Origin of the sequence: Nocardioides nitrophenolicus, assembly GCF_016907515.1 — a bacterium.
Classification (GTDB): domain Bacteria; phylum Actinomycetota; class Actinomycetes; order Propionibacteriales; family Nocardioidaceae; genus Nocardioides; species Nocardioides nitrophenolicus.
This window is the reverse complement of record NZ_JAFBBY010000001.1, coordinates 534,390-549,013: the sequence shown is the minus strand read 5'-3', so window position 1 is coordinate 549,013 and position 14,624 is coordinate 534,390. Positions and strand designations below refer to the sequence as shown.

At 73.2% G+C, this 14,624-nt stretch carries 7 protein-coding genes; all 7 read left to right on the top strand.

Annotation, left to right across the window (positions count from 1 at the left end; all coding sequences use genetic code 11):
• Positions 1–90: 90 nt before the first annotated feature.
• From JOD66_RS02630 to JOD66_RS02600, 7 genes are read left to right on the top strand one after another with little or no spacing between them, the layout of a single operon-like run.
• Positions 91–927, top strand: coding sequence for a PP2C family protein-serine/threonine phosphatase (locus tag JOD66_RS02630; RefSeq protein WP_204835390.1), 837 nt, complete (start codon positions 91–93; stop codon positions 925–927).
• On the top strand, positions 924–2,069 hold the full coding sequence (locus tag JOD66_RS28900; protein WP_204835389.1) for an FHA domain-containing protein: 1,146 nt from the start codon (positions 924–926) through the stop codon (positions 2,067–2,069). Before JOD66_RS02630 ends, JOD66_RS28900 begins: the two co-directional genes overlap by 4 nt.
• 10 nt (positions 2,070–2,079) lie before the next feature.
• Entirely contained in the window at positions 2,080–3,618 is a 1,539-nt protein-coding gene (locus JOD66_RS02620) for a serine/threonine-protein kinase (protein WP_204835388.1), read from the top strand.
• A 5-nt stretch (positions 3,619–3,623) separates the two neighbouring features.
• Complete coding sequence (locus tag JOD66_RS02615) at positions 3,624–9,806, top strand: Ig-like domain-containing protein (protein WP_204835387.1); 6,183 nt, start codon at positions 3,624–3,626, stop codon at positions 9,804–9,806.
• Positions 9,807–9,859: 53 nt separating this feature from the next.
• Complete coding sequence (locus JOD66_RS02610; RefSeq protein WP_204835386.1) at positions 9,860–10,831, top strand: AAA family ATPase; 972 nt, start codon at positions 9,860–9,862, stop codon at positions 10,829–10,831.
• Between the two features lie 4 nt (positions 10,832–10,835).
• Complete coding sequence (locus tag JOD66_RS02605; RefSeq protein ID WP_204835385.1) at positions 10,836–12,122, top strand: DUF58 domain-containing protein; 1,287 nt, start codon at positions 10,836–10,838, stop codon at positions 12,120–12,122.
• On the top strand, positions 12,119–14,557 hold the full coding sequence (locus JOD66_RS02600; RefSeq protein WP_204835384.1) for a transglutaminase domain-containing protein: 2,439 nt from the start codon (positions 12,119–12,121) through the stop codon (positions 14,555–14,557). The genes JOD66_RS02605 and JOD66_RS02600 overlap by 4 nt, the downstream gene beginning before the upstream one ends.
• Positions 14,558–14,624: the final 67 nt, after the last annotated feature.

Below are 14,624 nucleotides of genomic sequence, written 5' to 3'. Positions count from 1 at the left end.
TGCCTCACCACTCGGAGGTGCGGGTTAGGCTGCGCCCAGCGTTCCAGCCGTCGGGTGGCCTGGGACATGGGGCTAGGGACGGTCTCGGGGGTGGCAGTGGTGCGGGTCGACGCGACGGGTGCGCACTCCTGGTCGTCGCCGGGGCGTGCCACCCGCCTGGTGCACGCCGCGGCCACCCACCCTGGCCGGGTGCGCAGCGTCAACGAGGACTCCTCGCTGGTGGCGCCGCCGGTCTTCCTGATCGCCGACGGCATGGGCGGCTACGCCCGCGGTGACGTCGCGAGCCGGCTGGTCGTCGAGTCCTTCGAGTCGCTGGCCAGCCTCCACGAGGTGCTGCCCGCCGACGTCGAGGCCGCGATCGCGACCGCGCAGACCCGGGTCGCCGCCCTGGCCGCGGAGTTCAGCTCGGCGCCGGGCTCGACGCTGGTCACGGCGGCGTACGTCCTCGAGGACGGACACGGCTACTGGCTGCTCGCCAACATCGGCGACTCACGGGCCTACACCTACGCCGGCGGCGTGCTCGAGCAGATCTCGAAGGACCACTCGGTGGTCCAGGAGCTGATCGACGCGGGCCGGCTCACCCGCGACCAGGCGCTCGGCCATCCGGAGCGCCACGTCGTGACCCGGGCGATCGGCGCGCTGACCCGCTCCGAGGCCGACTTCGCGCTGATCCCGGCCGAGCCGGGCTCGCGGCTGCTGCTGTGCTCCGACGGGCTCACCTCGGAGCTGTCCGACACGGCGATCCTGCACATCCTCTCCGAGGGCGCGGACCCCGGCCGCACCTCGCTGACCCTGGTCGACGCCGCGGTCGCGGCCGGCGGCCACGACAACGTCACCGTCGTGGTGGTCGACGTCGAGGGCGTCGGGGCCAGCGCCCCGTCGGCCGAGCGCACCGCCCCCGGCCCCCCGGAGGGCCGAGGCCGATGACCAGCTACCTGCCCGGCGAGCTGGCGACCCTGGTCACCGACGAGGGTGTCGTCCTCACCACCCCCGACCGTCTCGCCGAGGTCGTCGCGCTGCGCGAGCGCGACCTCGAGGCCCCCACCGTCGTCGAGGTGCTCTCCCGCGGCGACCTGCGGGCGCTGCCCGAGTTCGCCGCGGTGCGCGTCGACGGGGCCGAGGCCCGGATCCTGGTCCGCGGCGGACTCGTCGTCCGGGTCGACGGGTTCGCCGTCGACGGCCGCGACGCCACCTTGTGGACCGAGGCCTCGGCCGCGCTCGGTCCCGGGGCGGTGGTCGAGGTCGCGCCCCTCGGCCCACCGGCCGCCGGTCCCACCCTCCCGCTCACCGGTGGCGTGGTCCGCAGCGCCGGCGTCACCTGGCACCCGGTGGTCGCCGCCGCGCCAGCGGCGCCCACGCCCACGGCGCCCGAGTACGCCCCGGCGTCCGAGTACACCGTCGTACGCGGCAGCCAGCAACCGGCGCCGCCCGTCCAGCCCGAGCCGCCCGCGGCCCCCGCGCCGCCGCCGTCCATCCCGCCGCCGTCGTGGCAGCCCGGGCCGAGCGCGGACCCGTCCCCCGAGCACGACGGCCGCACCATCACCCCCGCCCAGCTCCAGGCGCTGCGTGCCGCCACCGCGCCACCCTCCGTGCCACCCTCCGCGCCACCCTCCGCGCCACCCTCCGCGCCACCCTCCGCGCCACCCTCCGCGCCACCCTCCGCGCCACCCTCCGCGCCGCCCCTGCCCCCGCCGACCATGCGTCCACCCGTGGTCCCCGTGCGCGCGGCCGTGGCGCTCGCCCTGTCGACCGGGCGGGTGGTGCCGGTGCGCCGCCGGGTCCTGATCGGGCGCAGTCCCCGCATCCAGCAGGTCGGCGGCAGCCAGAACCTGCCGGCCCTGGTCACCGTCGACGACCCGTACGTGTCCAGCACCCACCTGGAGGTTTCCGCCGACGGCGGCCGGGTGACGGTGACCGACATGTCCACCAACGGCACGCTGCTGGCCCGCCAGGGCCGGGTCCCGGTCCCACTGGACCGCGGTGTCGCGACCGACGTCGCGCTCGGCGACGTGCTGACCCTCTCCAAGGGCCTGACCGCCACCGTCGTGCCCGCACCGGACGAGGTCTGAGGGAGGTCCGATGCAGCAGCCACCGCAGATCCCCGGGTTCACCTTCGTCGACCTCGTCGGCGAGGGCGGCTTCGCCGACGTGTTCCGCTACCAGCAGGAGCTGCCGACCCGGCAGGTCGCGATCAAGGTGCTGCGCAGCGGCAGCGACGCCGCGTCGATCGAGCTGTTCCGCGCCGAGGCGAACGTGATGGCCCAGCTGTCCAACCACCCCTCGATCGTGCCGATCTACCAGGCGGGGGTGAGCTCCGACGGCCGGGCGTTCCTGGTGATGGAGTACTGCCCGCCGCCCCACGTGGCGCAGCGCTACCGCCAGCAGCCGCTCGCGGTCGGCGAGGTCCTCGACATCGGCGTCAAGATCGCCAGCGCGGTCGAGACCGCCCACCGGGCGGGGATCCTGCACCGCGACATCAAGCCCCACAACATCCTCACCAGCACCTTCGGCGTCCCCCTGCTCACCGACTTCGGCATCGCCTCGGTGGTGGGGGAGACCGGCGCCGGGGCGCAGGGACTGTCGATCCCGTGGTCGCCGCCCGAGTCGCTGAGCGCCGACAGCCACGACGTCCGCAGCGACGTCTACTCCCTGGCCGCGACCCTCTACTCCCTGCTCATCGGCCACCCGCCGTTCGAGCGCCGCGACGCACCCAACGACAACGCCACCTTGATGACCCGGATCGAGCGCGGCCAGCTCACGCCGCTGCGCCGGCCCGACGTGCCCGCCTCGCTGGTCGACGTGCTGCGCCGGGCGATGGCGCTGGAGGTCGAGCGCCGCCCGGTGTCGGCGATGGTGCTGGGGCGCCAGCTCCAGGACGTCCAGATCGAGCTGCGGCAGTCGCCGACCCGGCTCGAGGTGATGGACGCCTCCCCGTCCGCGCTGGGCGAGGAGCACCCCAACGACGCGCGGACCCTGGTCCGGCCGGTGTCGGTGATCATCCCGGCCGCCGTCCACGAGCGGCCGGGGCCGGTGCAGCCCGGTCTCGACGAGGACACCCGCGACCCAGGCCGTTCCGGCCACTCCGGCCACTCCGGCCACTCCGGCCACTCCGGCCACGCGGCGCACCCGGCCGCCACCGGCGGCCGGTCCGCCGGACGCTCCGGCCGCCGCTCGGGACCGCAGCGCTCCGAGGAGCGCCGGCTCGGCGCGCCCGCCCGGATCGCGGTGGGCGTCGTGGTCGCCGTCCTCGCCGGCGCCGTCGCGTACGCCGTGCTCGCGGGCAGCGCCGGCGACGACGACCGCACGGACGGCACGCTGCGGGGCGAGGATCCGCCCGACCCGGTCGAGCTGCTCGACCGCCCGCCGGCGCCGGTGGTGACCAAGTCCCACAAGGGCAACCGGTGGACCTTCACCTGGACCCAGGAGGAGCCCCAGCAGGGCGACGAGTTCAAGGTGCTGCTCTCGGGCGACGGCGTGCAGCCGACCCCGGCGGAGTACACCGACGCCACCAGCAAGACCCTCACCATCGCGCGCGACGCGACCGTGTGCGTCGAGGTGGCGGTGTCCCGTGGGGGCCAGACCTCGGCCCTCTCCCGGCAGATCTGCGCGACGGGGTGACGACGATGACCAGGATCCGCCGGTGGCGCCGTACGGCGTCCGCGACCGTGCTCGCCCTCGTGCTCGGCACCCTCGTGGTGATCGCCTTCCAGCAGGACGGCAAGCCGTTCACCGAGGTCGACCTCAACGACGGCGGGGTGTGGGTCACCAACCGCGAGCTCGGCCTGGTCGCGCGCCTGAACCCGCAGATCAAGGAGCTCGACCTGGGCGTCGACGCCGGCAGCGCCGACTTCGACATCTTCCAGCGCGCCGCCAGCCTGTACGTCGACGACGTGTCCTCCGAGCGCACGGTCAAGCAGGTCGACATCGTCCGGGCCAACGTGCTCGACCCGACCACGCTGCCGACCGGTGCGGTGGTGGCCAACGGCGGCACCACCTTCGCCGTGGTGGACCCGGTCTCGGGTGACGCCTGGGTCCGCTCGGCCGAGCGCTTCCGCGGGTTCGCGGCGAAGGAGACCACGCCCGACGTCAAGCGCGCGCTCACCGCCGCGGTCGGCACCGACGGCCGGGCCTGGGTGCTGGGTCGCGACGGCACCGCCCGGTCCTACACCCTCGACGAGTCCGGCGCCGCCGTCGCCGGCGACACGGTCGACTTCGGCGACGGGGTCGGCTCCGATCCCGCGCTGGTGACGCTGACCGTGGTCGGCGACACCCCGGTGCTGTTCAACCGCTCCTCGCTGGAGCTGAGCCGCCCCGACGCGAAGCCGGTCGTCCTCGAGACCGCCGATCCGTCCGAGGTCGAGCTGCAGCAGCCCTCCGACGACAGCGAGGACGTCTACGTCGCCACCCGGGAGGGCCTCCTGGTCACCCCCGTGAGCGGCGGCGCCGTCCACGACGTCGGTCGCGGCAGCGTCTCCGGGCGGCCCGCCGCGCCGGTCCAGATGACCGACACCGGCTGCGTCTACGCCGCCTGGTCCGACCCGCAGTCGCCCCACAACTACCTGCGCGACTGCGCCGGCGACGACCACGACGACACCCTCCCGATCCCCGGCATGCAGCCCGGCGCCTTCCTGCAGTTCCGGGTCAACCGCGATGTCGTCGTGCTCAACGACTCGGTCACCGGCGACGCGTGGCTGGTCCAGGAGCCCGGCAAGGCCAAGATCGACAACTGGCCCGCCGTCGACCCCCAGAACGAGAACAAGTCCAAGCTCAAGGAGATCACCGAGGAGGTCCCGGAGCAGGAGAACCGCCCGCCCGACCCGCAGGACGACCATCTCGGCGCCCGGCGCGGGCGCACCACCGTGCTGCCCGTGGTGGCCCTCAACGACCACGACCCCGACGGCGACATCATCAGCATCGTCAAGACGAGCCACGTCGGCGGTCCCGACCTCGAGACCAAGATCGTCGGCGGCGGCACCCAGCTGCAGGTCACGGTGCCGGCCGACGTCACGGGCACGTCCACCTTCCGCTACTACGTCACCGACGGCCGGGTCAACGAGCAGGTCTACGCCACGGTCACCCTCGACATCCGCGAGAACGACCAGAACTCCAAGCCCGAGAAGATGCCGAAGCGCGAGCCGAAGCTGACCGTCGCCAGCGGGGCCAGCTCGAGCTACTACCTGCTCGCCGACTTCTTCGACAAGGACGGCGACGACCTCACCCTGACGTACGCCGACGCACGCGGTGGCGAGGTCGAGTACCGCCCCGACGGCACCATCACCTTCTCCGACAACGGCACCGGCGCCAAGGTGACCGAGATCGACTACACCATCGAGGACGGCACCACCGTGCTCGACGGCAAGCTGCCGGTCGAGATCCTCGGCGACACCGCGCCACCCGAGCTGGTGCCCGACCTGGCGTCGGGCGTCGCCGGCACCGCCGTCGTGGTCCAGCCGTTGACCAACGACCGCAACCCCGAGGGCACCGAGCTGACCCTCAAGGACGTGAAGGTGCTCGGCGACGACGCCGGCACCGAGATCATCGAGGACCTCGAGTCGGGGACCTTCACCTTCACCTCCGACAAGGCGCGCAGCTACTACCTCTCCTACACCGCCTACAACTCCTCGGCGACCCGCTCCTCGATGATCCGGCTCGACATCGAGTCGCCGCCGAAGGACAACCGCCCGCCGGTCGCCGTGCGCGACAAGGCCGCCATCACGCCCGGCGGCACCGCCCAGGTCGACCTGCTGCTCAACGACCTCGACCCCGACGGCGACGTGCTCGTGGTGAAGCGGATCGGCCGGCCGTCGGTGCCGGGCGTCAAGGTCTCGGTGGTCGACAAGCGACTCGCCGTGGTCAGCTCGGCGGTCGACCTCACCGGCCAGCCGGCGACGGTCGACTACTGGGTCTCCGACGGCCGCAGCACCGTCACCGGTCAGCTCGTGATCACGCAGCGCCGCTCGACCAAGGAGAACCGGCACCCGATCGCCAACAAGGACCAGGTGACGGTCCGGGCCGGCGCGGTGACCACGATCCCGGTGCTCGCCAACGACTCCGACCCCGACGGCGGCAAGCCGCGGCTGTTCCAGTCCGACCTGCGCAACGACCAGAAGCTCGACGTCTGGGTTGCCGGCGACGTGCTCCGGCTGCGGGCGCCCGACGACCCCGGCACCTACTCGGTCATCTACGGCGTACGCGACGCCGAGGGGCTCAAGGCCACGGCCGAGGTCTCGATCTTCGTGATCCCGGACTCCGCGAAGAACAACCACCCGCCGTTGCCGCAGCCGATCACCGACCGGGTGATCGCCGGGCGGACCAAGGTGATCGGCGTCGACCTCGGCGGCGCCGACCCCGACGGCGACTCGGTGGCCTTCCACAGCATCCTCACCGCCCCGTCCCTCGGCCGCATCGTCGAGACCGGCGTCGACTGGATCCGCTACGAGGCGTTCGAGGGCAAGGCCGGCACCGACTTCTTCCAGATCCGCGTCCAGGACAAGTACGGCGCCCGCGGCGTGGCGGAGGTCCGGGTCGGCGTGGTCCCCGAGGAGACCGAGAACCAGCCGCCGGTGGCGCTCGACGACAGCGTCCTGGTCCAGCCCAACCGCACCATCTCCTACAACGTGCTCGCCAACGACGTCGACCCCGACGACGACCCGCTGCGGATCGCGGAGCTCAACAGCAGCCTCGAGCCACAGCCCGAGCACGACAACGGCTTCGTCGAGCTGGAGGTCGGCGACGCCCCCGAGTCCGGCGTCCGGGCGACCAACATCGGCTACACCATCGCCGACGCCGCGGGCGCCGAGGACAACGCCGTGCTCAAGGTGAGCGCGAGTCGCGACGCGCCGTTCTACGCCCCGATCGCCCGCGACGACGTGGCCGAGCTGGGCGACATCATCGGCCGCGACCCGGGCGAGACGATCGAGGTCCCGGTGCTCGACAACGACCTCGACTTCGACGGCGCCAAGGCCGACCTGAGGGTCACCGGCTGCGACGCGGGCCGGAAGGGCCGGTGCGAGGTGGGCGCCGACGAGGCCACGGTCCGGGTACAGCTCGCCGCCGAGGACCAGGTCGTGCTCTACCAGCTCGACGACGCCGACGAGGAGTCCTCGGGCACCTTCGGCGTGATCTACGTGACCGGCACCGACAACGTGCCCCCGCAGCTGACCACCGACAAGGACCTGGTGCCGGTCAAGGCCCTCGCGGGGGAGCCGGTCACCTTCGACCTCAAGGACGTCGTCGTGACCCGGGCCGGCCGGGAGCCGCGGATCGTGCCCGACTCGTTCCCGTCGGCCGTCAACGGGCTGGTCGACGTCACGCCCGGCTCGCCGACCTCCCTGGTCTTCACCCCGGCGCGTGGCCACGTCGGCCCGGCGTCGGTCACCGTGAAGGTCTCCGACGGGCGCACCGCCGCCGAGGACGCCGCGCTCACCTCGCTGCTGACCATCCCGATCGACGTCAAGCCGTCCGGCAACCTGCCGCCGCAGATGCGGGACGCCTCGCTCGACGTCACCATCGACGGCGACCCCGGCGAGCTCGACCTCGCCGGGCTGACCCGCGACCCCAACGAGGACGACCTGAAGTCGATGACGTGGTCGGTGGAGTCGGCCGACGGCAACCTGACCGCCAAGGTCGGCGCCGACAGCAGCATCCTCAGCGTCAAGGTCGGGGGTGGCGCCAAGGACGGCGACGCGCTCCAGGTGAAGGTCGTCGCCGACGACGGCCACGGCGGCCAGGACGAGGGCCTGGTGACGGTACGGGCGGTCGGCAGCGACCGTCCGCGGCTGCAGATCCCGGCGATCAGCGTGACGGCGACCCGCGACGAGGAGCAGACCGTCGACATCGCCGACTACGCCGTGAACCCCTATCCGGGGGAGCCGCTGGAGGTCCGCGAGGCGAAGGTCGACGGCGGCGGCGGTCGGCTCGCCGGTGTCACGACCGACGGCTCCCGGGTGCGCTTCACCCCCACCGAGACCGGTACGTCGATCGTCCGGGTCAAGGTCGCCGACGCCTCCGGCGACCGCGAGCGCGACGCCACCGGGCAGATCACGGTGACCGTGATCGCGGTGCCGGACGCCCCCGACCGCCCCTTCCTGTCGTCGGTCGAGGCATCCAGCGCGGTGCTGACCTGGCAGGAGCCGGCGACCAACGGCGCGCCGATCGAGGAGTACGAGGTCACCGGCGACAACGGCTTCCAGCAGAGCTGCCTCGACACCACCTGCCGTCTGGTCAACCTCACGCCGGGGCAGGCCTACACCTTCCGGGTCCGGGCCCGCAACAGCGAGGGCTGGGGCGAGAAGGGTCCGGCCTCGGAGCAGATCATCCCCAACAAGGCGCCGGAGCTGATGTCGCCGCCGACGATCGTCGTCGAGACCAAGCCGACCGGTGGCCGGATGGACCGCCAGCTGACCCTGCGCTGGTCGCCGCCGGCCAACGAGGGATCGCCGATCACCTCGTACGAGATCAAGGAGGCCGGGAGCTCCACCACCTGGACCGCCGGCGGCAACGACACCTCGCGGGTGATCCCGGGGCTGACCAACGGCACGCCGTACGCCTTCGAGATCCGCGCGGTCAACGACGTCGAGCCGCGCCGGCAGTTCTCGGGACCGTCGAAGGCGGTGGCGCCATTCGGGCTGCCGATGAAGTCCGGAAGCCCGCCGAAGCTCACGGCCAGCGAGGCCGGCGCGGTCACCCAGGACCCGTGGGTGCAGATCGAGTGGGGACGCTGGTCGGAGTCGCAGAGCAACGGCAACGCGGTCTCCGGCTACGAGATCACCTGCTCGGGCTGCAACCGGTCGACGTACACCGTCGACGGCTCGACCACCTCCAAGACCTTCGACCCCAGTGACGGGATCCAGAAGGGGCAGACCTTCACCTTCTCCGTCGCGGCCATCAACGACGCCGGCACGAGCGACCGCAGCCCCAGCGTGTCGGGCCGGCCGTGGACCAAGGCCGGCGAGGTGCGCAACCTGCGGGAGATGGGGGAGTCCCCGGCCGACCGCACCGCGACCATCGCCTGGGACCCGCCCGCCGACAACGGTGGCCTGGCCATCCGTCACTACGTCGTGCAGACCGGCCCGTCGTCCTCGGTCACGGTCGACTCGGCGCCCGGCAACGGCACGTCGATCGTGTTCCCCGACAACGACGGCCCGCACACCGTCACCGTGTGGGCGGTCACCGTCAACGGCGACCGCCAGGTGATGGGTGAGCAGAAGTCGCTCGGCGGGGTCGACACGTGGGGCAAGCCCACGCCGCCGTCGCTCTCGACCAGCACGGCCAGCGGCGACCAGTACAAGGCGGTGTTCCCGCTCAAGGCGGGCGAGGGCAACGGCAAGGACGTCAAGGCCGTCTGGGTCAGCGTCGACAACGCCGCGTTCGAGCCGGTCAGCAACCTCTACCAGTCCTACTCGGTCCCCGAGGGCGGTGCCGCGCTGTCGATCCGGGCCCGGACGGAGTCCACGGCCACGGGCGATCGGCAGTTCAGCGACATCGTCACCCTCACCGCCTACTCCAAGGCCAAGACGCTGACGGTGGGCTTCGTCGCCTGCGCCAACAACTCCAACGTCAAGGGCTGCCTGCTCCGGATCCAGGGCACCGGCTTCCTCAAGGGATCCCAGGACGTCACCGTGTCCACCCCGGGCCTCACCCAGACCGTCACCGACGGGTGCAATGCGGTCAACCGCGCCGTCTCGACGTCCGACGGCAGCTTCACCTTCTACGCCGGCGACGGCTGCCGCTGGGTCGGCACCGGCTCGGCCGAGGTCCGCATCCGCGACGCGAACCGCAGCGCGCCCCTCGACTTCAACCCCTAGCGGCTCGGCCGCCGTACGCTCCACCGCTCCACCGCACGCCACGAAAGGACACCATGTCGCTCACCACCGAGGAGACCGAGTGGTTCTCGCAGACCTTCGCCCAGCTCGTCGCCAACGTCGAGCAGGCGATCGTCGGCAAGACCGACGTCGTCCGGCTGGCGTTCGTCGCGTTGCTCGCGGAGGGGCACCTGCTCCTCGAGGACTACCCCGGCACCGGCAAGACGTCGCTGGCGCGCGCCATCGCGCAGACCATCCAGGGTGACCACCACCGGATCCAGTTCACCCCCGACCTGCTGCCCAGCGACGTCACCGGCGTGACGATCTTCGACCAGCGCTCGCAGCAGTTCGAGTTCCACCAGGGACCGATCTTCTCCAACGTGGTGCTGGCCGACGAGATCAACCGCGCCTCGCCGAAGACCCAGTCCGCGCTGCTCGAGGTGATGGAGGAGAACCAGGTCACCGTCGACGGCGTGACCCACCAGGTGGGCCAGCCGTTCATGGTGATCGCGACCCAGAACCCGATCGAGCAGGCCGGCACCTACCGGCTGCCCGAGGCCCAGCTCGACCGGTTCCTGATCAAGACCTCGCTCGGCTATCCCGACCACGAGAACACCGTGCAGATCCTCGCGAACGCGCCGAAGGGCAAGGCGGCGACGGTGCTCCGGCCGATCATCAGCGGCGACAACGTGCTCCACCTGATCCGGCTCGCGCAGCAGGTCCACGTCGAGCCGACCGTCTACGAGTACGTCTCCAGCATCACCGAGGGCACCCGCGAGGCGCCCGAGGTGGTCCTCGGCACCAGCGTGCGGGCGGGTCTCGCCCTGGTCCGCGCCGCGCGCGCCCAGGCCCTGTCGTACGGCCGCAGCTACGTCGTGCCCGACGACGTGAAGACGCTCGCCGTCCCCGTCCTCGCCCACCGCATGGTCCTCGACCCCGAGGAGGACTTCCGCGGCACGACCACCGAGGACGTCGTACGCCGAGTCCTGGAGCGGGTCTCCGTCCCGCTGGAGCCGGCCGGTCGATGAGCCGATGAAGGGTCCCCGCTCCTGGGCGGCCGGCGTGCGCCGGACGCTCACCGACCTGTCCCGGCGCCGTCAGGCACTGGGAGGTCGGCTGCGCGACGGCATCGCCGAGCGCACCCAGCGGGTGCGCCGCGCGGTCGAGCCGGTCACCCGCACCGTCACCGCCGCGGGCTGGGTGGTCGCGGTGCTGGCGCTCGCGCTGCTGGTGTCGGGGCCGATGCTGCACTGGCGCGAGCTGGTGGTCGCGGGCGCCTTCCTCGGGGCGGTGCTGCTGCTCGCGGTGGCGTTCGTGATCGGCCGGCTGCCGTTGCTGGCCCGGCTGGACCTCGCCCGGGACCGGGTGATCGTGGGGGAGCGGGCCAACGGCTACCTCACCGTCGCCAACCCGAGTGGCCGACGGTCGCGGTCGCTGGTCGTGGAGTTCCCGGTCGGTGCCGGCCGCGCGGCCTTCGAGCTCCCGGGCCTGGCGCCCGGCGCGGAGCACGAGGAGCTGTTCGCCGTCCCCACCGCGCATCGCGCGGTGCTCGACGTCGGGCCGGTGACCGCGGTGCGCTCCGACCCGCTCGGCCTGCTGCGCCGCGAGCGTCACCTCAGCGAGATGGACACCCTCTACGTCCACCCCAAGACGCTTCGGGTCGAGGGCTCCGCGGCGGGCCTGGTCCGCGACCTCGAGGGCCGCACGGTACCGAAGGTGTCCGACAACGACGTGTCCTTCCACGCGCTGCGCGGCTACGTCTCCGGTGACGACCGCCGCCACATCCACTGGAAGTCGAGCGCCAAGACCGGCACCCTCATGGTCCGCCAGTTCGAGGAGACGCGTCGCTCCCACCTGCTCACCATGGTCAGCTCGCGGCTCGAGGACTATGCCAGCGACGACCAGTTCGAGCTGGCGATCTCGGTCGCCGGCTCCCTCGGGACCCAGGCGCTCGCCGACGGCCAGCAGCTCAGTGCCGCCTCCTCCCACGGCTCGCTGCCCGCCTCGAGCGCCCAGCGCTTCCTCGACGGGCTCTCCGGACTGACCTACGACTGGCAGGCCGGGCGGCTGGTCGACGTGGCCCGGCACCTCAGCGGCGACGAGCTGGCCGCCAGCGTGATGGTGCTGTGCGTCGGCTCGGGCGTCTCGATCACCGACCTGCGCCGGGCCCGGCAGTACCTTCCGGTCGACACCCGGGTGATCGCGGTGCGCTGCCTGGTCGGCGAGGAGCCGTCGGTGCGCTGGCTGGGTGACCTGGGCGTCGCCACGGTGGGCCGCCTCGAGGAGCTCGGGGTCGCCGTACGACGGGTGTCGGCATGAGTCACCCGAGCGCGCCGCCGGCGCCGCCCGTGCGCTCCGCGAGCCGGAGCGGGCCGGTGCTGATCGTCCCGGACCGCCGCCGCGGCCGGGGCGCGCTGCCCCCGTGGTGGCTGGTGCTGGTCGACGCCGCCCTGGTGGTCGGCCTGGGGGTGCTGTGCGCCTGGCCGCTGGGGCAGGCCTGGGCCGGGCAGCGCTGGCTGGTCGCGGTCGTGGTCGGCCTGGTGCTCGGGGTGGCCGTCGCGTGGGCCGGGGCCCGCTGGCGCCTCGGACCGTGGCTCACCGCCCTGGCGGCGGCGGCCGGCTATCTCGCGGTCGGCTCCGCGGTCGCCGTACCCGACCGGACCCGCAACGGCTTCGTGCCGACGGCCGACTCGCTGCACGACCTGGTCGTCGGCCTGGTGCAGTCGTGGCGCGAGTCGCTCACCCTGCCCGTGCCGGTGGCCGAGACCGGTGTCGTGCTCATCGTCCCGCTGGTCACCGGCCTGGCCGGGGGGCTGGCGGCCGGGGTGCTGCTGTGGCGCTCGCGGTGGCCGGGCCTGGCGGGCGTCGTCCTGGCCCTGGTGCTGGTGCTGTCCTCGGCCTTCGGTGACATCACCGCCCAGGCCGCCCTGACCCGGGGCCTGGCCGGCGCCGCGGTCGCCCTGGTGTGGCTGCGTTGGCGCTCGCTGCGTCAGGTCCGGGCGCGCTGGGGACGCCGGGTGCTGGCGACGCTCGTGGTCGTCGGAGTGGCCGGTGGCGCCGCGACCGGGCTGGGCGCGCTCGCCGACCCCGAGGCCAACCGGGTGGTGCTGCGCGACCACGTCGACCCGCCGTTCGACCCCCACGACTACCCCAGCCCGCTGGCGAAGTTCCGTGCCTACAAGAAGGAGCCGCTGCGCACCGAGGAGTCGCTCTTCTCCGTCGACGGCCTCGAGTCCGGCACCCTGGTGCGGCTCGCGGTGATGGACACCTACGACGGCATCGTCTGGAACGTCTCCGGCGGCCCCGACGCGGTCCATGACTCCGGCACCTTTCGGCGGATGCGCAACGACCCCGACGCCGCCGCCCGGGCGACGGTCCGGGCCGAGATCACCGTCACCGGCTACACCGGCGTGTGGGTGCCCAGCGTCGGCGAGACGCTGTCGATGACGCCGCTCAAGGACGGCCGCACCGATGGCGCGGCCGCCGCGGAGCTGGTCATCAACCGCGAGACCGGGACCGTCGCCCAGATCGGCGGCGTCGAGAGCGGCACCACCTTCGAGGTCGAGGCGATCGAGCCCGCGCCCCTGGTCGAGGAGGAGATCGCCGTCCTCGCGGCCGACCACGCCGTCTCGCTGCCGACGCCCGCGATCGTGCCCGAGGAGCTGGTCGAGCGGGTCAAGCGCTGGCAGGCCGAGGACGGCTTCGCCGGCGGCGACGGCGGCCCGCTCGCGCAGTTCCTGCGCGACGCCTTCCGGGAGCACGGCTTCTACTCCGACGGCATCGACGACGACGTGCCCGCCGGCCACGGCGCCAGTCGGCTGGCCGAGCTCGCCAAGACGCCGACGCCGGTCGGCGACGCCGAGCAGTACGCCGCCGCGATGGCGCTGATCGGACAGCGGATGGGCCTGCCGATCCGGGTGGTCATGGGCTTCAAGGTGCCGCCGGGCGGCGGCGACGTCCGCGGCGAGAACATCAGCGCCTGGACCGAGGTCAAGCTCGACGGCGCGGGCTGGGTGCCCTTCGACCCGACTCCGCCCGAGGACAAGAAGCTGCGTCGTCCCAATGACGACCCGAACGAGGACCCGCAGCCGCAGGTGCTGCAGCCGCCGCGCGTCCCCGGGGAGCCGAAGGAGGCCAGCGACAACCTCCAGCAGGGCGACGGCAAGCGCAAGGAGCTCGACGTCCTCGCCGTGCTCGGCACCATCCTCGGCATCGCCTTCGACGTCGCCAAGGTCGCGCTGCTGCTCTCGCCGCTGTGGGGCGTGCTGCTGTTCAAGTTCCTGCGCCGGCGTCGCCGGCGACGGGCCGGCGACACGACGCAGCGGCTGACCGGCGCCTGGCGCGAGCTCGCCGACCGCACCCGCGACCTCGGCGTGCGCCCGGCTCCGGGGTCCACCCGGCGCGAGAGCGCCTACGCCGTCGCCGAGCGCTACGACGCCGTCCCCGTCGTCACCCTGGCCCACACCGCCGACCGCCACGTCTACGGCGACGGCGAGCCGACCCCCGAGGAGGCCCGGGCCTACTGGTCCGACGTCGACACCGCACTGCGCCGGATCCGCAAGGCCACCCCGTGGTGGCGCCGGATCGTGGCCCGGTTCTCGCTGGCCTCGGTGCCGTGGCGGGCGGGCCTGGCGCGGATCCGCGGCTCGGTCGCACGGCGGGCTCGTGGCCTCGGCCGCCGACTGGCGGGCCTCGGTCCGGTCCGTCGGCTGCGTGCCGCTGGGCGCCGGCTGACGGGTCGGCTGCGCCGCTGACGCCTGTGATCTGCGTCCCGCGGCGCTCCTCGCGCTTGCCGTCGGCCCCACCCCTGGGGATACTTGC